24 protein-coding genes are annotated in these 18080 nt (G+C 56.5%); 17 read left to right on the forward strand and 7 right to left on the reverse strand.

Features of this window, described 5'->3' with window-relative positions:
- Positions 1-223: 223 nt before the first annotated feature.
- The 13 genes from HY028_06195 to HY028_06255 all read left to right on the forward strand — a co-directional run bounded on the left by HY028_06195 (position 224) and on the right by HY028_06255 (position 8145).
- A complete protein-coding gene (locus HY028_06195) occupies positions 224-730 on the forward strand; it encodes a VOC family protein (GenBank protein MBI3344427.1) in 507 nt (168 codons plus the stop codon).
- Positions 731-788: 58 nt separating this feature from the next.
- The gene (locus HY028_06200) at positions 789-1232 is read left to right on the forward strand and encodes a cupin domain-containing protein (protein ID MBI3344428.1); all 444 of its coding nucleotides are present in this window, start codon (positions 789-791) and stop codon (positions 1230-1232) included.
- Positions 1233-1390: 158 nt separating this feature from the next.
- Positions 1391-2404: a methyltransferase gene (locus HY028_06205; protein ID MBI3344429.1), complete on the forward strand. Its 1014-nt coding sequence runs from the start codon at positions 1391-1393 to the stop codon at positions 2402-2404.
- A gap of 171 nt (positions 2405-2575) precedes the next feature.
- On the forward strand, positions 2576-3049 hold the full coding sequence (locus tag HY028_06210) for a type II toxin-antitoxin system VapC family toxin (GenBank protein ID MBI3344430.1): 474 nt from the start codon (positions 2576-2578) through the stop codon (positions 3047-3049).
- Positions 3050-3101: 52 nt separating this feature from the next.
- Complete coding sequence (locus HY028_06215; GenBank protein MBI3344431.1) at positions 3102-3401, forward strand: hypothetical protein; 300 nt, start codon at positions 3102-3104, stop codon at positions 3399-3401.
- A 101-nt stretch (positions 3402-3502) separates the two neighbouring features.
- Positions 3503-3961 (forward strand): diheme cytochrome c-553, encoded by a 459-nt coding sequence (locus HY028_06220; GenBank protein ID MBI3344432.1) that lies wholly within the window; start codon positions 3503-3505, stop codon positions 3959-3961.
- Between the two features lie 73 nt (positions 3962-4034).
- Complete coding sequence (locus HY028_06225) at positions 4035-4478, forward strand: VOC family protein (GenBank protein ID MBI3344433.1); 444 nt, start codon at positions 4035-4037, stop codon at positions 4476-4478.
- A gap of 91 nt (positions 4479-4569) precedes the next feature.
- Positions 4570-4971: a nuclear transport factor 2 family protein gene (locus tag HY028_06230; protein MBI3344434.1), complete on the forward strand. Its 402-nt coding sequence runs from the start codon at positions 4570-4572 to the stop codon at positions 4969-4971.
- Between the two features lie 104 nt (positions 4972-5075).
- A complete protein-coding gene (locus HY028_06235) occupies positions 5076-5381 on the forward strand; it encodes a panthothenate synthetase (protein MBI3344435.1) in 306 nt (101 codons plus the stop codon).
- An 89-nt stretch (positions 5382-5470) separates the two neighbouring features.
- Complete coding sequence (locus HY028_06240) at positions 5471-5764, forward strand: antibiotic biosynthesis monooxygenase (protein ID MBI3344436.1); 294 nt, start codon at positions 5471-5473, stop codon at positions 5762-5764.
- Positions 5754-6350, forward strand: a complete 597-nt coding sequence (locus HY028_06245; protein MBI3344437.1) for a YdeI/OmpD-associated family protein — start codon at positions 5754-5756, stop codon at positions 6348-6350. Before HY028_06240 ends, HY028_06245 begins: the two co-directional genes overlap by 11 nt.
- A gap of 109 nt (positions 6351-6459) precedes the next feature.
- Positions 6460-6855, forward strand: a complete 396-nt coding sequence (locus HY028_06250) for a hypothetical protein (protein ID MBI3344438.1) — start codon at positions 6460-6462, stop codon at positions 6853-6855.
- Positions 6856-7386: 531 nt separating this feature from the next.
- Positions 7387-8145, forward strand: coding sequence for a class I SAM-dependent methyltransferase (locus HY028_06255; GenBank protein ID MBI3344439.1), 759 nt, complete (start codon positions 7387-7389; stop codon positions 8143-8145).
- A 122-nt stretch (positions 8146-8267) separates the two neighbouring features.
- Here the strand turns inward: HY028_06255 and nadA are convergent, their stop codons facing one another.
- The 6 genes from nadA to HY028_06285 form a co-directional block, all read right to left on the reverse strand.
- Positions 8268-9431 (reverse strand): quinolinate synthase NadA, encoded by a 1164-nt coding sequence (nadA, locus tag HY028_06260; GenBank protein MBI3344440.1) that lies wholly within the window; start codon positions 9429-9431, stop codon positions 8268-8270.
- Positions 9432-9448: 17 nt separating this feature from the next.
- The gene (locus tag HY028_06265) at positions 9449-9892 is read right to left on the reverse strand and encodes a type II toxin-antitoxin system VapC family toxin (protein ID MBI3344441.1); all 444 of its coding nucleotides are present in this window, start codon (positions 9890-9892) and stop codon (positions 9449-9451) included.
- On the reverse strand, positions 9885-10109 hold the full coding sequence (locus HY028_06270; GenBank protein ID MBI3344442.1) for a type II toxin-antitoxin system prevent-host-death family antitoxin: 225 nt from the start codon (positions 10107-10109) through the stop codon (positions 9885-9887). The genes HY028_06265 and HY028_06270 overlap by 8 nt, the downstream gene beginning before the upstream one ends.
- Positions 10110-10228: 119 nt before the next feature.
- Complete coding sequence (gene aspS / locus HY028_06275) at positions 10229-12013, reverse strand: aspartate--tRNA ligase (GenBank protein ID MBI3344443.1); 1785 nt, start codon at positions 12011-12013, stop codon at positions 10229-10231.
- A gap of 27 nt (positions 12014-12040) precedes the next feature.
- Positions 12041-12676, reverse strand: coding sequence for a DUF502 domain-containing protein (locus HY028_06280; protein ID MBI3344444.1), 636 nt, complete (start codon positions 12674-12676; stop codon positions 12041-12043).
- Between the two features lie 83 nt (positions 12677-12759).
- On the reverse strand, positions 12760-13116 hold the full coding sequence (locus tag HY028_06285; protein MBI3344445.1) for a zinc ribbon domain-containing protein: 357 nt from the start codon (positions 13114-13116) through the stop codon (positions 12760-12762).
- Positions 13117-13235: 119 nt separating this feature from the next.
- Here HY028_06285 and HY028_06290 point away from each other — a divergent pair, with 119 nt between their 5' ends.
- The 3 genes from HY028_06290 (at position 13236) to HY028_06300 (ending at position 16637) form a co-directional block, all read left to right on the forward strand.
- On the forward strand, positions 13236-15065 hold the full coding sequence (locus HY028_06290; GenBank protein ID MBI3344446.1) for an ABC transporter ATP-binding protein/permease: 1830 nt from the start codon (positions 13236-13238) through the stop codon (positions 15063-15065).
- A gap of 61 nt (positions 15066-15126) precedes the next feature.
- The gene (locus tag HY028_06295) at positions 15127-15798 is read left to right on the forward strand and encodes a DUF1614 domain-containing protein (GenBank protein MBI3344447.1); all 672 of its coding nucleotides are present in this window, start codon (positions 15127-15129) and stop codon (positions 15796-15798) included.
- Entirely contained in the window at positions 15795-16637 is an 843-nt protein-coding gene (locus HY028_06300; GenBank protein ID MBI3344448.1) for an SDR family NAD(P)-dependent oxidoreductase, read from the forward strand. Before HY028_06295 ends, HY028_06300 begins: the two co-directional genes overlap by 4 nt.
- Positions 16638-16684: 47 nt before the next feature.
- Here HY028_06300 and HY028_06305 read toward each other — a convergent pair whose 3' ends face one another.
- Positions 16685-17002: a hypothetical protein gene (locus tag HY028_06305; GenBank protein ID MBI3344449.1), complete on the reverse strand. Its 318-nt coding sequence runs from the start codon at positions 17000-17002 to the stop codon at positions 16685-16687.
- Between the two features lie 144 nt (positions 17003-17146).
- On the opposite strand from HY028_06305, the gene HY028_06310 reads away from it, so the two are divergent.
- Entirely contained in the window at positions 17147-17974 is an 828-nt protein-coding gene (locus HY028_06310) for a symmetrical bis(5'-nucleosyl)-tetraphosphatase (protein MBI3344450.1), read from the forward strand.
- Positions 17975-18080: the final 106 nt, after the last annotated feature.

Here is an 18080-nt window from a genome sequence, read left to right on the forward strand (position 1 = left end):
CCAATTGCTTACTGCATTGCGCAGCTATTTTCCTTTCTATAACCACAGTAGAATGCACTCATCTTTAAATTATGTGTCACCCGCGAAGTATGAAATTCAATTCGCTTAATCAGGTGTCAATTTTATTGGGGGAAGATTCCGCGCCAAATGCGGCGCGCCCCTCAACTCTGCGTTAGGCGTATCCGGCATCGCCTTCAAATGCCGCAACAAAAGAGGTCAACGGATGTATAAAAACAAAGCCATTCTTGCATCAAAATTTTGTCAAATAGCCTGGGTTGTAAAAGATATTGCAGCTGCGGAAAAATTTTTCATTGAGACCATGGGTATTGAGAAGTTTCTTCGCATGGAGAACCTTAGCGCGAAAGATACGGAAGGAACTTATCTGGGTAAGCCGGCTGACTGGGTGTTTAATTTGTACATAGCTTATGCAGGCGAGGTGCAGATTGAATTGATTCAGCCCGTCTCAGGTGCCAGCATGTTCGATCAATCATTGACAATGCATGATGCCGCTGTACAGCATATTGCTTATTGGCTTGATGATTCTGAATACGATGCGGCCGCCCAACACTTGGAGGCATCGGGCTATCCACTAATTCAGAGTTTCAAATTGCCCGTCTTGCGTGTTGGTTATTTCGATACTCGTTCGGCGATTGGGGTCGTTACTGAGCTTGTCGGTTCCAGTGAGGAAGGGCATGAATTCCGACGAAATCTTAAGGCTGGAAACTTTTGAGCGCGCGTTAGGCCGCACAGATCAATCACTCATTTTATCCACTGGGGGTAATAACACCATGAAGGCTCAACCGTTTGTTGTGACACCAAAAGACTACGATCCCGCGTTGAATGTGCTCGGTGTCAAGATAACCGTGCTGGCATCAAACTCAGCGACACAAGCCTATGAGATCACCCTGCAGCAGGGCGACGAGGGAATGGGTCCGCCGCCGCATAGCCACAATTGGGACGAGTCTTTCTATATCCTCAAGGGCAAAGTTGAGTTCACCTGCGCAGGCAAGACCGTAATGTGCATCCCCGGTACGCTCGTGCACGTGCCCGCTAACACAGTGCATGGCTTTCGCTTCGGTGTCGGCGGCGGCGAGATGCTCGAACTCACCGGCCAAGGCGGATTTGCCACGCAGATGTTCACCGCCATCAGCAAGGAAATCCCCCCAGGCCCTCCCGACCTTCCCAAGGTGTTGGAGGTGCTCAAGCAAAACGGAGTGACCGTCGCAGCTTGAGGCCACACCGTCACAACTCGGTTTGAGACCTTCGGGCGTTCAAACCAGCCTAACCCGGCAGTCAAGCGGGACTGCGCAAAAGCGCGCAGCCCCTTACTTTTACGTTGGGCGGCGTGGCAACGCCTTCTTTGTCACAACAGAAAAAAAGGGGAAGCAATATGAACGAGCAACTGAGTCCAGAAAAAATCTTGCAAACAGGGATGTCGTTTTGGGCTTCAAAGACACTCTTGAGTGCTGTCGAAATGGGCGTTTTCACGGAATTGGCGCACGGCCCGGAGTCCTTCGACTCCCTTAGCGGACGCCTTGGTCTGCACTCTCGCTCGGCACGCGACTTTCTTGACACTCTCGTGGCACTCGGATTTCTGACGCGGAATGCTGATGTTTACGCAAACACACCTGAGACCGCCCTCTTCCTTGATCGAAAAAAACCATCATACGTGGGCGGCATTCTCGAGATGGCCAATTTTCGCCTCTATCCATTCTGGGGGCACCTCACCGAGGGACTTCGTACCGGAATGCCGCAAAACGAACTAAAGTTTGGTGGCGCGGGTTTGTTCGAGACGCTCTACGCCGATCCCGCGCGCCTGAAGGAATTTCTCACCGCAATGACCGGTATCAGCCATAGTGCCAATATGACCATCGCCCACGCCTTTCCTTGGAAGGATTATCAGACGTTCGTTGATGTCGGTACCGCGCAAGGTGATCTTGCAGTGCAAATCGCGTTGGCCAATCCGCATTTACAAGGTATTGGGTTTGACTTGCCGGAAGTGGCGCCGATTTTCGAGGAATACGCCGCGACGGCTGATGTCACTGATAGACTTAGATTTCAGCATGGCGACTTTTTCAAACAAGGTATTCCAAAAGCCGATGTCGTGCTGATGGGGCATATCCTGCACGACTGGGATCTTCCCACGAAAAAAATGCTCATCAAAAAAGCTTTTGACGCTGTGCCCGTTGGCGGCGCACTCGTCGTCTACGAGGCAATCATTGACGATGAGCGGTCGAAAAATGCATTTGGCTTGATGATGAGCTTGAACATGCTCATCGAAACGCCGGGAGGCTTCGACTATACCGGGCGTGACTGTTCAGGCTGGATGAAAGAAGCAGGATTTTCCACGACGCGAGTGGAACACCTTGTCGGGCCGGACTCAATGGTGATCGGAGTCAAGTAAAGCGGTTGATCTTGCAAAGCCGCCCAACATGGCGTTCGAGAGGGACGCGTCAAAAGCGGCGCGCCCCTCAACTTTACGTTGGGCATCCCAGACCCAGTACATTTGTGATCGCCACTCGCCGTGATAAACTGTGAACTGTCAGCATCTACCGCAGCAAAACAAGGTGGCACTTTGAAAGCAAAGGTTTATGTAGAAACTTCGGTTATTAGTTACCTTACGGCACGTCCGAATAACGACATCCGTGCGGTGGCTAATCAGAACGTCACCCTTGAGTGGTGGGAGACGCAGCGACCTAAATTTGATCTTCTCATATCGGAGTTTGTAATTGCCGAGGCCAGTCTCGGGCATCCAGAGGCAGCGCAACGTCGCCTTGCTGCAATCGCCGACATTCTGGAGCTGCAAGCTACAGAGGAGGTTCGGGCGCTCGGTCAGGAACTCATCCGCCGCAACGCTCTTCCCGCTAGGGCCGAAATTGATGCTTACCATGTGGCTATTGCTGCCGTAAATGGCATCGAATATTTACTTACTTGGAATTGCACCCATATAGCCAATGCGCATACTCGGCCAAAAATTGAGTCGACCTGCCGGGCACTTGGCTACGAGCCACCCATCATCTGCACACCGCAAGAACTTACGGAGGAATAGGCCATGTGGCAAGACCCTGTCGTCACTGAGACACGATTGCTGAGAGAGCAATATGCCAATCAATTCGGTCACAACGCTGACGCAATATTTCAAGACATTCTGCGTAGGCAAACCGCATCCGGCAGAAAGCTGGTCTCATTCCAGGCGCGCAAGCCCGTTTCCGTACCAGTTGCTGCCCAACATGGCGCTCAACCGGACGCTGCGCGATGAGGCCGCGCAGCGCCGGTTAGCTCTACGTTGGGCTTCCGTCAAGACAGGGTATCGGCACAGAATGCCTGACAAGTGCAAAACAACTCATCTGCAAAGGAGAAAGAGATGTATTCGCGAACTCGTCACCGAAGTCTCCTCATAATTTGTTTGATCGCGGCTACACTAGGCGTCGCCGTAGCGTGCACAAAGCAGGAGCCGCCGCGTACCCCCGAAGCCGCTCCCGTCGAGCGAGGGCTCTATCTCGTGAATGTAGGAGGATGCGGCGATTGTCACACGCCGAAACTGTTCACGGAGGCCGGCCCGGAACCTGACAAAAGCCGTCTTCTGTCGGGCCATCCGGCGGATGCCAAATTGCCCCCGGTCCCGCCAGGCGTCATCGGGCCCGACAAGTGGGGCGCGATCGCGAACAACGATCTTACCGCCTGGGCCGGACCGTGGGGGATAAGTTTTACGGCGAATCTCACCCCGGACGTTACCGGATTGGGAAGCTGGTCGCCGGAGACCTTCATTCAGGCCATCCGTACCGGTAAACATGCTGGCGTCGGGCGCGACATCCTGCCGCCCATGCCATGGATGGATTACGCGCTGATGACTGACGAAGATCTGCGGGCCGTGTTCGCGTATCTCAAGTCACTACCTCCGATCTCGAATGTGGTCCCGGCTCCCGTTCCGCCGGCCGCCGGCCCGGCTCCCGGCAAATGAGCCGCCCAACAAGGCGCTCCAGGGGACGCGCCTAAAGCGGCGCGCCCCTGAGCTCTGCGTTAGGGCTCTAAACATGCCCGAAATCATCGGAATCGACCACATCTATATAACTGTCTCGAGCATGGAAAGGTCCGAGAAATTTTATGATACAGTGATGGGAATCCTCAGCTTCCAAAAGAACCAATTTCAAATCGACGGTGAGAAACACATTCAATACTACAACCGCCACTTCGGGTATGTGCTTCGGTCGGCTCGGTCCATGAACGCGCATGACCCCTATGCCCCGGGGCTTCATCATTTCTGTCTGAGGGTTGAGAACGAAGAAGAAGTGAAAGAAGCGGCAAGAAGACTCAAGGAGCAAAATATTTCCATAAGTAGGCCCAAGCTGTATTCTGAGTATGCGCCGGACTACTTTGCGGTTTTTTTAACAGACCCGGACGGGTTGCGGCTGGAAATCACAAACTATCGTCAGGAGCGGCGGCAACGTCATGACAACTGGAAAAACCGCGAGCCCTAACAACCGGTTCCACGCGACCGGCTGCGCCGGCGCGTGAACCGGGCCGTTAGGCAGCGCAGCAAATCATCCACAAACTTACAGGAGAATAATCATGACTGGGTATTCGGACACTATCGCCAATTTGTACGCGGCGTTCGGACTCGGTGACGTCCCCACCGTGCTTGCTGCTTTCGCGCCGAACATCAGCTGGACCGAAGCGGAGGGTTTCCCTTACGGCGGCACATATGTGGGTCCTGACGCCGTGCTGCAAAATGTCTTCGCAAAGCTTGGCTCCGAGTGGAACGGCTTCGCCGCTGTGCCGCATGAGCTTATTGCCAGCGCTGATACCGTAGTCGCGCTTGGCGAATACAGTGGAACGTACAAGGCCACAGGCAAAAGCTTCAAAGCTCCGTTCGCTCACGTCTGGAAGTTTGGTGCAGGTCAAATCATTTCTTTCAGGCAGCACACCGACGCAGCGGTTGTCCAGCGAGCGCTCCAATCAGGCCCTGCCTAACATGGCGTTCGAGAGGGGCGCGCCAAAAAGCGGCGCGCCCCTCAACTTTACGTTAGGCGTATGCGGCACCGCCTTCAAATGCCGCAACAAAAGGAGATCATCACATGAAAATGTTACTTACAGTCGAATTCCCACTTGAGCCTTTCAATTCCCTCGTCAGAAGCGGAAAGGCGGGTGAGATCATTGGGCGTATCCTCGAAACAATCAAGCCGGAGACGGCCTACTTCACTGAGCAAGACGGAAAACGCGGCGGAATCTTCATCATTAACGTACAAACTCCGTCGGATATCCCCTTCTTTGCAGAACCCTTCTTTCTCAACTTCGAGGCCAGTTGTAAATTTCGCGTTCTGATGAGCCCGGAGGATTTGCAAAAGGCTGGCCTGGAGGAGCTCGGCAAGAAGTGGGCATAAGGTCTGCCTAACACTGCGGTCAATCGGGACGCGCCAAAAGCGGCGCGCCCCTTACCTTGAGCGTTGGGCGTCAACAATTTGAGGCATCAATGAGTATCACACGAATCAATGAATTCCATGCGAAGGATGGTAGGGCCGATGACCTCCGAAAATTCCTTACCTCAGTTATCCCGGCAATCGAGTCTTCGGCAGGTTGTCAGTCTTGTCAGTTACTGCAATCTTTGGACGATCCGACCCGGCTCGTAGTTGTCGAAACCTGGGAGAGCGTCGAAGCGCATCAGACGGCTGTCAAGAGTATCCCCCCGAATAACTTCGCGGAGATCATGAAGATGCTGGCTGAAACTCCCAAGAGCGCTTACTTCAGGAGTTGCGATGGGAAGTAAATCTCAAAACAAACCCAATACCCTGTCGAATAAACTCTTTGAGCGACAACGGGACTGGGCCACATGGTTAAAGAATAACTACAACACGTCGCCAGGCGTGTGGTTACAACTGGCTAAAAAAGACGTTGGTGTTCAGTCGGTTTCATACGATGAAGCCATCGAAGTGGCGCTCTGCTTCGGATGGATAGACGGACAAAAGAAGGCACACAGCGAACAGTACTGGCTGCAAAAATTCACGCCGCGCTCGGACAAGAGCGTTTGGTCAAAAATCAATAAAGCAAAGGCACTTGCCCTCATCAAAGCTGGAAAAATGAAACCGCCCGGTCTCAAAGAAATAGAACACGCCAAGCACGATGGGCGCTGGAATGCGGCATATGACTCAGCCAGTAAATCAGTCGTGCCAAGTGATTTTCAATCGGCACTCGATGGCAATACGCGGGCAAAAAACTTCTTTGGAACGCTTGATAGTCGGAATAGATATGCCGTTCTGTTCAGGATTCAAACAGCCAAAAACACCGAAACACGTGCCAAGAAAATTTCACAATTCGTGCAAATGCTGGAAAGGCATGAGAAGGTCCATCCGTGACCAATCCGGGTGTTTCTGACGCAAAGACGCCCAACCCGGCGTTCGAGCGGGACGCGCCAAAAGCGGCGCGCCCCTCAACTTTACGTTAGGTACGCTTGGAGAATTCGACATGCCGCTCAAAGCCTTAACGCAAGGCCTTACGCTTCTCGGTGGCATCTTGACGCTCGGGATTGCGATCTATGCGGCCCAAGGCGCGGAATCAAGAACACTGCAGTTCCTCATCCTGGTCATCCTTTGGGCTTGTTCCCCGTATGCGGCGTTATTTGTCCTCGCTCGCCGGGTGGCCGCAAGCGGGCCATGGCTCATCGTCTTGCCCATTTGTGCCTTGGCCACGATGCTGTTCGGGCTGTATTTCTTTTGGCAGGGCTTCTTCGTACAACCTGACCCTCAAAGCGGCTTACTGTTTATCTTTCTGCCCTTTTACCAGTTGGCCTTTGTCGGGGTCGTATTCGTTATCGGGGCGCTCACCAAGGCTTGGTCTGGCCGTGCTCGTGAGCGCACCTAACAATCCATTCAAGCCGACGCCGCTTCGCGGCTCGGCTTAATTCAGGGGTTAGGCCTCGGGTGAGAGACCATCCATTGAACAATTCTCGTGTTGCTTTACATCGTGCCTTGCGCGAGCAGCGCGGTCGGCTTCGCTCACCGCTTTCAGAGCATTGTCCAGCAATCATCGCGATGCGCGCAGCAACCGGCCGCCTTCGGCCGCCTCGCGCTTCGTGGCATCGTCCTTTCACCGCGCGGTCTACAGCACCGCTGATGCTTTTCCGAACAATCCAGTTCGGAGACAGTCACGTTCGTTTGAGCGCTGTGCGAGTGCGTCGCTTCTCGCGGTCATGTGCGCTGCTTCCTTCGTGGTCGGCATCGCTTTCCGTTGCAGTACGGTTTGCTTGCGCTCGTGCCGCTCGCAAACTCTCTGCCGTGTGCGGTCAGCCTTACTTCGCGCTGGTGCGGACAGGCCGCCAGCATCGCGCCTTAGCAACCGCTGTGCTGGCCCGCCGCACAGCTCGACGTTAGCGATCAACCGGAGAACACTGTTTTGAGCACGGCGCAGATATATGAATCGGTAATTCGTGTGGCCCAGAGAGAATGCGGTGGCTCGGACCGGGACGTGCCGACGCTAAAGCACCTCGATATTGGCGCCGGGGGAGGGCAACTCATTCAACTCATGAGAGCGCGATTGCCGGTAGAGTCCGTTGCGTGCGACTTTCATATTGAAAGGTTTGGACTCGATGGAGTACCAATGTCCAAAGTCAATCTGAATCGCGAGCCCCTGCCGTATTCAGACACTGCATTCGATCTGGTAACGTGCTCTGAAGTCGTTGAGCACCTGGAGAATTACCGCAGCTTGTTTCGCGAAGCACGTCGGGTGCTGAAACCGGGCGGTCTACTCATCATTTCGACGCCTAATGTTCTCAACGCGTATTCACGCGTTCGGTACTTGGTTAGCGGTTTCGCTAACCTCTTCGGCCCGCTTCCCGTAAAAAACGACAAACTCTATTCCACGGGTGGTCACATAACACCTATTCCGTACTTCTATCTCGCGCATTCTCTTCTCGACGCGGACTTCAGTGACGTAAGACTAAGCATTGACAAGGTTCAGAAGACATCAGTGTTCTGGCTGGTGCCTTTGGCACCGCTCATTGGCGTCGGATGGCTACGTTTCCTGCGTCTTGAAGAGCGGAAGTACCGAACCATCACCCCCGAGAACCGGATTCATGTTCTAAGGCACTGCTCTTGGCCTCTCTTGGTAGGGCGAACTGTTATCGTGTCCGCCCGGAAAATGATTGATCGCTAACAAGGCCATGAACGCGGACCCTCACCAGCGGCGCTTCGCCCCGCTGTCTCGGGCCGGTTATGAAGGATAGGGGTCAAGTTCATTGTATGACTATCTGAACCATGGGCGAGCCGCAGGGTTACTCAGTCCAGCGTCGCCTTGGCGGCCTGGGACTTGAAACGGGTGCTGAGTCCAAGCATGCGCTCGATTGGGCGGCGCGCGCGCGCGGCGATTTCAGGTGTAATCTTAACTTCGGGTTGCAAAGTCTCAAGGCAGGTGAGGATTTTTGGCAGCGTGATGCGCTGCATGTGCGGGCAGAGTACGCAGGGGCGCACGAACTGCACGCCCGGGTTTGCGGCGGCGACGTTGTCGGCCATTGAGCATTCGGTGACCATGACCACCTTATTGGCGTGCGATAGCCCCACGTCTTTGATCATACCCGAGGTGGAGCCGACAAAATCGGCCACGGCGCACACCTCGGGCGGGGCCTCGGGGTGCACCAGCACGCGCACGCCGGGAAATTGTTCACGCAAGCTCTGGATTTGTTGCGGCGTGAAGCGTTCATGCACCATGCAGGTGCCGCGCCAGGCGATGATTTCGATCCGGGTCTGCGCGGCGACGTTCATGGCGAGGTAGTGATCGGGCAGAAAGATCACGCGCTTGGATTTGAACTCGCTCGCCGCGGCCTCCACGATCTCCAAGGCGTTGGCCGAGGTGCAGCAGATGTCCGACTCGGCCTTGACCTCGGCGGAGGTGTTCACGTAGGTGACCACCGGCGCGCCGGGGTAACGCTCTTTGAGCAGGCGCACATCGGCGGCGGTGATGCTCTCCGCCAATGAACAGCCTGCGTTGACGTCCGGAATCAGCACGGTGCGGTCGGGGGCAAGCACCTTGACCGTCTCGGCCATGAAGTGCACGCCGCACATGACGATGATCGGCGCCTCGTCCTTGTCCAGGGCCGCCGCGCGGCGCGCCAGCTCCAGCGAGTCGCCGGTGAAATCGGCAACACCGTAAAAGATCTCGGGCGATTGATAATTGTGCGCGAGAATGATCGCGCGCCGCTCGCGCTTGAGCCGGTTAATTTTATGCACCAGCGGCGCCTTGAGCAGCCACTCCACGTCGGGCACCAGGTCGTGGAGTTTTTCCCAGACCGGTTGCGTCGCCTCGGCCACCTCGTCGGTGAAATTCTCGTCACGATAAGTGAGCAGCGGCGCTCCCGCGTGCGTCGCCTCGGTCGCACGGGTACGCTTGCCGGAGACGCGCTCGTCCAGGTAGTACGGGTCGGATTTAATCGGTATCGTCGCCATGAAATTCCGGGAGGTCTTCAGCGCCGCCCCATTAACGGCATAACCGACAGGTGACGGTGCTTGCCGTAGCGGATAATTTTATCATCTTGTGTAACCAGTGTGGCCCCGAGACTGCGAGCCGTAGCTACCAGCATCCTGTCCACTGGGTCACCGTGGAATTGCCCGGGTAACCGGCTGCTCTCAACTGCTGCCTCGACGGTTAACGGCGCAAGCTCTACTCCCGGCGCGCCGAGGGCAGCGTTAATCCAATCCAGGCAGGGTTTGGTAAACTGCAAACGCCCTTTCATCTCCAGCATGCTAACTTCCCACACGGACAAGATGGACACACGTAGCATGCCCTCCCGGCCCGCGTGGTTCAGGGCGCTACGACATGCCGGCGAAAATTTTTTTTCATCGCCATTGATGAGCCATATCCAGGCGTGCGTATCGAGCAATAGCAGAGGACGACGCTTCTCAGTCATCCGCATCCCAAGCCTCGTCCAGCGGCTCGACGATGTCGCCTTTAGTCACGACCGTGCCTCTTAAGAACCCGAACACAGCTATGTCTTGGCGGGCGATCGGTGCGAGCCTGGCGATAGGTTTGCCGTATTTTGTGATAACAAGCTCTTCGCGCTTCTGCGCGACCTCGTCCATAAGCTTCAAACACTGCGCCTTGAACTTGCCCGCGGAAATCTGCATAGAACCTCCTGACTGGATGATATGACCATAGTAATATAACCATAGTCATAAAACAACCGGGCGCCGCTTCCAGACCCGCTTTGTTGGGTTACGGCGTGAAAATCTGCGCCTAACCCAATCTACGTGACTTCCTTTGCGGCCTGTTGCCGTAAACGAATACCCACCTCACGCAATTGCTGTTCGCCGGCCGGCGTGGGCGCGCCGGTGAGCGGGCAGGCCGCGCTCTGGGTCTTGGGGAAGGCGATGACATCGCGGATGGACTGGCTGCCGGTCATGAGCATGACCAGGCGATCCAATCCGAAGGCGATGCCGCCGTGCGGCGGGCAGCCGTATTTCAGCGCCTCCAGCAAAAAGCCGAATTTTTCCTCAGCTTCCTGGTCGCCGATGCCGAGCAGGCGGAACACCGCGCTCTGCATCTCGGGCCGGTGAATGCGGATGGAGCCACCGCCGAGTTCGGTGCCGTTCAGCACGATGTCGTAGGCGCGTGATAAACAGCCACCGGGATCGGCCTCAAACTTTTCTGTGGAGTCTGCCTTGGGCGCGGTGAAGGGGTGATGCAGCGCCTGCCAGCGCTGGCCTTGCTCGTCCCGTTCAAACATCGGGAAGTCGGTGACCCACAGCGGTTGGAAGCCGTGCTCGACGAGACCGCGGTCGTGGCCGAGCTTGACGCGCAAGGCGCCCAGCGCCTCGTTGACGATCTTGGCGCTGTCCGCACCGAAGAAAATCAGGTCGCCGCTCTGCGCCCCGGTGCGCTGGAGGATCTCCGTGACCGCCGCATCGGGCAGGAATTTGAGTATCGGCGACTGCAAACCTTCGCGCCCGAGCGCGGCGTCATTCACCTTGATGTAGGCCAGGCCCTTGGCGCCGTAAATGGTCACGAATTGCGTGTAATCGTCTATTTCCTTGCGTGTAAGCGTCCCGCCGCCCGGCAGACACAGCGCCGCGACGCGGCCGTTGGGATCGTTGGCGGGCGCGGAGAATACCTTGAATTCGACGCCGCGCATCAAGTCACCGACATCGACGATCTCCAATTTAATGCGCAGATCGGGTTTGTCTACCCCGAAACGCCGCAGTGCCTCGGCATGGGTCATGCGCGGGAAGGGGTTGGGGAGCGCGACCTCCAGCGTAGTTGCAAATAGGTCGCGGATCATCTCTTCCATAAGAGCGGTGATTCCGGTCTCATCCATGAAAGAGGTCTCGATATCGAGCTGGGTGAACTCGGGCTGGCGGTCGGCGCGCAGGTCTTCGTCGCGGAAGCAACGGGCAAATTGATAATAGCGTTCCATGCCGGACATCATCAGTAATTGTTTGAACAATTGCGGAGACTGCGGCAGAGCAAAGAAACTGCCCGGGTGGGTGCGCGAGGGCACCAGATAATCGCGCGCCCCTTCCGGCGTGGCCTTGGTCAGGCAGGGGGTTTCGATGTCGAGAAAGCCGTGCCGGTTGAGAAATTCGCGCAGGGTATGGGTGATGCGCGCGCGCAGGCGAAAACGCGCCTGCATCTCATCGCGGCGCAGATCTATATAACGATAGCGCAGCCGTGTTTCTTCATTGACGTTCTCTTCGTCGAGCTGGAAGGGTAGCGGTTGCGCGCTGTTCAATATTTCCAGTTGCTCGCCCAACACCTCGACCTGACCTGTGGCGAGATGCGGATTTTCCGTGCCCTCGGGACGGTGGCGCACCCGGCCTGTGATGCGCAGCACGTACTCGTTGCGGACTCGCTCGGCGACGGAAAACGTTTCGCTGTTGGCGGGGTCAAACACCAATTGCACCAAGCCTTGGCGGTCGCGCAGATCTATGAAGATCACGCCGCCGTGATCGCGCCTGCGGTGCGCCCAGCCGCAGAGGGTTACCTGGCTGCCTTCCAGAGAGGTGTTGAGATGGCCGCAATAATGGCTGCGCATGGTTATCAATTCCTAGAAAATATGAACTTAAAGATTGGGGCTAAGTGTAGGGGGTTTGCTCGAATCCTTGTTGCGCCACGCCGGGACAAACACGCCCATCGAGATAATCATCTTGAGCCCCTCGTCCACGCTCATGTCCAGCTCGATCACATCGCGTTTTGGCACCATCAGAAAAAACCCGGAGGTCGGATTGGGTGTGGTGGGCATGTAGACGTTGATGACCTCGTCAGCCGTTTTCGCCTGCGCCTCGCCCGCCGCAGTGCCGGTCTGGAACGCCACAGTCCACAGACCGCGCCGCGGATATTCGATCAGCAACACCTTGCGAAACGACTGCCCGCCGGGCGCGAACAAGGTCTCCGAGACCTGCTTGGTGCCGGAATAGATCGAGCGCACCAGCGGGATACGGGCCAGCAGCCTTTCCCACACCTCGACCAGGCGGCGCCCGAAAAAATTGGCCGCGACGATGCCGGTCACAAACAGGATGGTGATCGAAAGCACGACGCCGAGCCCCGGAAGGTGGAAGCCGAGCAAGGTGTCGGGGCGGTAGGCCTCGGGGAGCAACAGCAGCGTGTTGTCCATCAGGTCTACGAGCAGCTTGATGACGAGCAGCGTGACGCTGAGCGGCAGCCAGACCAGAAGGCCGGCGATGAGGTAACGGCGGATGGTGGACAGGGGGATCACGGTTTTATATACAACGCCATAACTGTTCGACAACGTTTACCTTCCCCCACACCGGGGAAGGGTATTCAGGCGGCATCGGGGGTCGCCGCCTTGGGTTTGCTTTCCACGGATTTGGTTTCCTTGGGTTTGTTTTCTTTGGTTTCAGCCACTGCCTCTTTACTAGAGGAAGGCTTGGCTTCTGGCTTGGTTTCTGGCTCAGCACCGGAAGCGGGTTTGTCGGTTTCTGCCGGTTTCTTCGCGCCACCCTTGAAGTCAGATTGGTACCAGCCGCTGCCCTTCAATTGAAACGACGTCGCGGAGATCATCTTCTGTAACACAGATTCATCGCACGCCGGGCACTGAACGAGCGGCGCATCGCTGATTTTCTGCAGGGCTTCCAATTGATGGCCGCAGGCCGGGCATTGATACTCATAAATAGGCATGACAATAAGTTACTCGACAAAAAAACACATAAAATTAACCGCGTATTATACCCTTAAAGGGTTAAAATGGCTCAAGATTCGCACCCGATCAAGACCTGCTGACAACCACAAGACTCTCTATGCGTCCCTCAACCTCCTCTTACACCGACGGCCGACGCGGCGACTGGAATACGATTCGCAGTCTGCTCCCTTATCTTTGGGAATTTCGCGGGCGCGCCCTGCTCGCCATGATTCTGCTTGTCCTGGCCAAGGCTGCCAATGTTGGCGTCCCCTTGCTACTCAAGGAAATCGTGGATGCGCTGGACGCCAGCCAGCATGCGCTGCTGACTCTGCCGCTGACGCTGTTACTGGGTTACGGGCTGCTGCGGCTCTCCAGTTCGCTGTTTGGCGAACTACGCGACGCCGTATTCGCCAAGGTCACCCAGCGCGCGATCCGCCGCGTCGCCCTGCGGGTATTCCGTCACCTGCACGCACTGGCCTTGAGGTTCCACCTGGAGCGGCAGACCGGAGGCCTGTCGCGCGATATCGAGCGCGGCACGCGCGGCATCAGCTTTCTGCTGAGCTTCATGCTGTTCAATATTATTCCCACACTCCTGGAAATCGTCATGGTGGCGGCCATTCTGCTCGGCAAATACTCGGTCTGGTATGCCGTCGTCACCTTTATCACGCTCATCGTCTATGTCGTCTTCACACTGGTCATCACCGAGTGGCGCATGGCCTTTGTGCGCGCCAAGAACGAAATAGATTCCAAGGCCAACACGCGGGCGATAGACAGCCTCATCAACTACGAGACGGTGAAATACTTCGGCAATGAGGACTACGAAGCGCGCCGTTATGACGAAAATCTTGCAGTGTGGGAGCGCGTCTCGGTGAAAAATCAGACCTCGCTGGCGGCGCTCAATTTCGGCCAAAGCGCTATCATTGCGGTGGGCGTGACCTTGCTCATGATCCTGGCGAGCCAGGAAGTCGCAAACGGCCAGCTTACCCTGGGGGATCTGGTGCTCATCAACGCCTTTCTGATTCAGATGTTCATCCCGCTCAATTTCCTGGGGTTTGTCTACCGTGAGATCAAAAACTCGCTCGCCGACATGGAGCGGATGTTCAGCCTGCTCACACAGCACACCGAGGTCAAAGACAGTCCCGACGCCAAGCCGTTGGACGTTGGAACAGGAGAGTTGCGCTTTGAACACGTAAGTTTCGGTTATGACGACAACCGGCAGATTCTCTATGACGTGGACTTTGTCATTCCACCCGGCCGCAAGATCGCGGTGGTCGGCCCCAGCGGGGCGGGCAAGTCCACCCTCGCGAGGCTCTTGTTCCGTTTCTATGATGTGACCGGGGGGCGCATCACCATCAACGGCCAGGACATTCGTACAGTGACCCAACAGAGCCTGCGCGCCGCCATCGGCATCGTTCCGCAGGATACGGTGCTGTTCAACGACAGCATTTATTACAACATCGCCTACGCCTCGCCCGATGCCTCGCGCGAGGAAATCCTACGCGCCGCAAAGCTGGCGCACATTCATGAATTTATCGAATCCCTGCCCAACGGTTATGACACAATGGTCGGCGAGCGCGGCCTCAAACTCTCCGGCGGTGAAAAACAGCGCGTGGCGATTGCCCGCACCATCCTCAAAAATCCCAGGATTCTGATTTTCGACGAGGCGACTTCGGCGCTCGATTCAAAATCCGAACAGGCGATACTCGGCGCGCTCGCCGAGGTCGCCAGCGATCACACCACGCTGGCGATCGCGCATCGCCTGTCCACCATCATTGACGCCGATCAGATCCTGGTGATGGAGCACGGCCGCATCGTCGAACGCGGCACTCACCGCGAGCTCCTTGCCAGGGGCCAGATCTACAGCCACATGTGGGCGCTTCAGGAGTCGGAGGATAGAGGACAGAAGATAGAGGATCAGGGTATTACCGCGCCGCTATCCTTGCTATGATTTCTGACCTTTACTATCTTCCCTCTGTCCTCAGCCCTCAATCTTCTTCCCCCTGAACGACATGCTCCCCCCATCTCTTTCGCCCTCGCGTCTGCTGTTAGTCATCTTCCTGATCGGCTTTCTGTTGAGCTTTGTGCAGATCGGCGTACTGACCATCGCATTCGACAAGCTGGGCTTGTCGCAAGCCTCGGCCTTTCTGCTGTTGTTCGCCTCCCTCATCGGCAGCGCCGTCAATTTGCCGCTGTTCAGCATCAAGGCTGAACCCCTCGATCCTCAATTAGTGCGGGAACCGTTCCGCGAACTGGTGCGTGATAATCTGCGCCGCTTCAAGGGCAAGACCCTGATCGCCGTCAACGTGGGCGGCTGCCTTATCCCGTTGAGTTTTTCGTATTACCTTATGCGGAACACTCCAGTCGGCATCCTGGACGTGCTGCTCGCTACGCTGATCGTTGCCGCCGTGTGCCGCACCCTCAGCAGGCCCGTGCCCGGACTCGGCATCACCCTGCCGGTATTCATCGCGCCCGTCACCGCGGCGGTGACCGCGTTGCTGCTCGACCCCGAGCACAGCGCGCCTTTGGCATACATTTCCGGCACTTTGGGCGTGTTGATCGGCGCCGATCTGCTGCGGCTCGACAGCATTCGCAAGATGGGCTCGCCCATCGCCTCCATAGGCGGCGCGGGCAGCTTCGACGGCATCTTTCTCACCGGTCTCGTCGCGGTGTTGCTCGCGTGAAAACCGTGCTCATCACCGGCTGCTCCAGCGGCATCGGTCTGTGTCTGGCGGAAGGTTTGCGGGTGCGCGGTTATCGTGTGTTCGCCACGGCACGCAAGCCGGAGGATGTCGCGGCTCTAGCGGAGCGCGGGTTGGAGAGTCTGCATTTGGATCTCGATGACTCAACGTCCATTCTCGCGGCCGTCGAAACCATCATCCAACGCAGCGGCGGGCGGCTCGATGCGCTCATCAATAACGCGGCGTACGGCCAGCCTGGCGCGGTCGAAGATTTGCGGCGTGATGTGTTGCGGGCGCAGTTTGAGACCAATCTGTTTGGCTTACTGGAACTAACCAACCAAGTCATTCCATTGATGCGCAAGCGGGGTCACGGACGGATTATCATCATCGGCTCGTTGTTGGGCTACGTCGCCATGCCCTATCGCGGCGCCTACAATGCGTCTAAATACGCCCTGGAAGGGCTTACCGATACCTTGCGTTTAGAGCTCGCTGGCAGCGGGATTTCCGTATCGCTGGTCGAGCCCGGACCGACCAAGAGCAAGTTTCGCATCAACGCGTATACAGCGTACAAAAAAAATATCCATCCCGAACAGAGCGCGCATCGTGAACGCTATGCCGGGCTGGAGCGGCGTCTTACCAAGGCAGGCCCGGCCGCGCCCTTTACCTCCCCGCCCGAAGCAGTGTTACGCAAAGTGATTCACGCCCTGGAGAGCCCGCGCCCACGTATCCGTTACTATATCGGTCTCCCCAGCCATCTATTCGCCCTACTCAAACGCCTGTTGCCGCAACGGCTATTGGATAGTCTGTTGTTGCGCATCTCCCGCAACGAGATGCGAGAATGAAAGAGGGCAACCCGCGTCCCTGCACGGCTGCCCGTACTACGCCGTACTTAACCGGGGTTATGGAAGGACTGCTTTTTCACGTCATTGTGGAGCATTCCCTGCACATCCATATCCTTACCAATGTGCACCGGGTCGTCACTAACCACTGAGGATTGCTTGTACTCCTGCACGCTGAGTTTACCGTCGCCATCCTTGTCGGCTTGAGCAAAGTCCTTATGCAGAGTGTTTATCTTTTGATACTCTTCGGTGCTGAGAAAGCCGTTCTTGTCGGCATCCAGCAGTTGGAACTCCTTTTGAGATGCAGCGGCGAATGCCACCCCGGAAGCGAGTACCCAACTCGCAGCGGTCAGAATTTTTCCTTTCATAATGTACCTCCTGAATGAAGTGGTTAAACAATTCCATGTAGTACTACATTCGATTCATTAGATAACGGCGCATTATGCGAGTTCCATTTGCCTGAATTTTTTCGCTGCGCATGGTTGTAATGAAATTGTGAATGAGGAATCCCTATGACGATTTATGCAATCGGCGATGTGCAAGGTTGTTTCGATGAGTTGCAAATCCTCTTGAAGCAGATCGGCTTCGAGGCGGGGCGCGACAGGTTGTGGTTTACCGGAGACCTGGTCAATCGCGGCCCAAAGTCGTTACAGGTACTGCGCTTTGTCAAAGGTCTGGCGGGTGACGCCGTGACGGTATTAGGTAACCACGATCTGCATCTGCTCGCGGTGGCGGAGGGTAGTGATCGCTACCGCTACAACGATACCTTTGATGACGTGCTGAATGCGCCGGATGGCGATGAGCTGTTGGATTGGCTGCGGCACCGGCCGTTGCTGCATCATGATGCCAAGCTGGGTTATACCCTGGTACACGCCGGCCTGCCCCCGCAGTGGGATTTGGCGCAGGCCGAGGCATGCGCCGCAGAGGTGGAGGCGGTGCTGAGGGGACGGCGCTATGGCGAGTATTTTGAGCATATGTACGGAAATCAACCCGAACTCTGGTCGGACGATCTCACGGGTTGGGAGCGGCTGCGTTTCATCACCAATTGCTTTACGCGCCTGCGTTATTGCGATAAGGATGGGCGGCTTGCTCTGGAAGACAAAGGCGTGCCGGGCAGCCAGACCGATGGCTATCTGCCCTGGTTCGCGGCGCCGGGGCGGCGCAGCGCCGGCCTAAATATCATTTTCGGCCACTGGTCCACGCTCGGTGAACGAGCCGATGCAGGTGCTTATCCACTCGACACCGGTTGCGTGTGGGGCGGGAGTTTGACCGCGCTGAGATTGGATGGAGAACCGCGCTGGTACCGCATACCTTGCCCGCAATTTTCCGAGCCCGATTGAAGGAGGCCTTAAAAATGCGTCTTTTGTCTTTATGCTGCGTTGAAATTCTGCTCTAAATGCTCATGTACTGGCGTGTACACTCCGCTTTCTCGCAGAATTCCGCCTT

The sequence above is a fragment of the Gammaproteobacteria bacterium genome (genome assembly GCA_016195665.1).
Lineage (GTDB): Bacteria > Pseudomonadota > Gammaproteobacteria > SURF-13 > SURF-13 > JACPZD01.

What these genes read in the sequence shown, in the direction of transcription:
- HY028_06305 (MBI3344449.1), bottom strand. Translation starts at nt 17,002, where the DNA reads ATGAAAGGAAAAATTCTGACCGCTGCGAGTTGGGTACTCGCTTCCGGG.
- HY028_06285 (MBI3344445.1), bottom strand. Translation starts at nt 13,116, where the DNA reads ATGCCTATTTATGAGTATCAATGCCCGGCCTGCGGCCATCAATTGGAA.
- HY028_06225 (MBI3344433.1), top strand. Translation starts at nt 4,035, where the DNA reads ATGCCCGAAATCATCGGAATCGACCACATCTATATAACTGTCTCGAGC.
- HY028_06235 (MBI3344435.1), top strand. Translation starts at nt 5,076, where the DNA reads ATGAAAATGTTACTTACAGTCGAATTCCCACTTGAGCCTTTCAATTCC.
- HY028_06310 (MBI3344450.1), top strand. Translation starts at nt 17,147, where the DNA reads ATGACGATTTATGCAATCGGCGATGTGCAAGGTTGTTTCGATGAGTTG.
- HY028_06270 (MBI3344442.1), bottom strand. Translation starts at nt 10,109, where the DNA reads ATGCAGATTTCCGCGGGCAAGTTCAAGGCGCAGTGTTTGAAGCTTATG.
- HY028_06240 (MBI3344436.1), top strand. Translation starts at nt 5,471, where the DNA reads ATGAGTATCACACGAATCAATGAATTCCATGCGAAGGATGGTAGGGCC.
- aspS (MBI3344443.1), bottom strand. Translation starts at nt 12,013, where the DNA reads ATGCGCAGCCATTATTGCGGCCATCTCAACACCTCTCTGGAAGGCAGC.
- HY028_06295 (MBI3344447.1), top strand. Translation starts at nt 15,127, where the DNA reads ATGCTCCCCCCATCTCTTTCGCCCTCGCGTCTGCTGTTAGTCATCTTC.
- HY028_06265 (MBI3344441.1), bottom strand. Translation starts at nt 9,892, where the DNA reads ATGACTGAGAAGCGTCGTCCTCTGCTATTGCTCGATACGCACGCCTGG.
- HY028_06245 (MBI3344437.1), top strand. Translation starts at nt 5,754, where the DNA reads ATGGGAAGTAAATCTCAAAACAAACCCAATACCCTGTCGAATAAACTC.
- HY028_06250 (MBI3344438.1), top strand. Translation starts at nt 6,460, where the DNA reads ATGCCGCTCAAAGCCTTAACGCAAGGCCTTACGCTTCTCGGTGGCATC.
- HY028_06290 (MBI3344446.1), top strand. Translation starts at nt 13,236, where the DNA reads ATGCGTCCCTCAACCTCCTCTTACACCGACGGCCGACGCGGCGACTGG.
- HY028_06205 (MBI3344429.1), top strand. Translation starts at nt 1,391, where the DNA reads ATGAACGAGCAACTGAGTCCAGAAAAAATCTTGCAAACAGGGATGTCG.
- HY028_06215 (MBI3344431.1), top strand. Translation starts at nt 3,102, where the DNA reads ATGCCAATCAATTCGGTCACAACGCTGACGCAATATTTCAAGACATTC.
- HY028_06195 (MBI3344427.1), top strand. Translation starts at nt 224, where the DNA reads ATGTATAAAAACAAAGCCATTCTTGCATCAAAATTTTGTCAAATAGCC.
- HY028_06230 (MBI3344434.1), top strand. Translation starts at nt 4,570, where the DNA reads ATGACTGGGTATTCGGACACTATCGCCAATTTGTACGCGGCGTTCGGA.
- nadA (MBI3344440.1), bottom strand. Translation starts at nt 9,431, where the DNA reads ATGGCGACGATACCGATTAAATCCGACCCGTACTACCTGGACGAGCGC.
- HY028_06200 (MBI3344428.1), top strand. Translation starts at nt 789, where the DNA reads ATGAAGGCTCAACCGTTTGTTGTGACACCAAAAGACTACGATCCCGCG.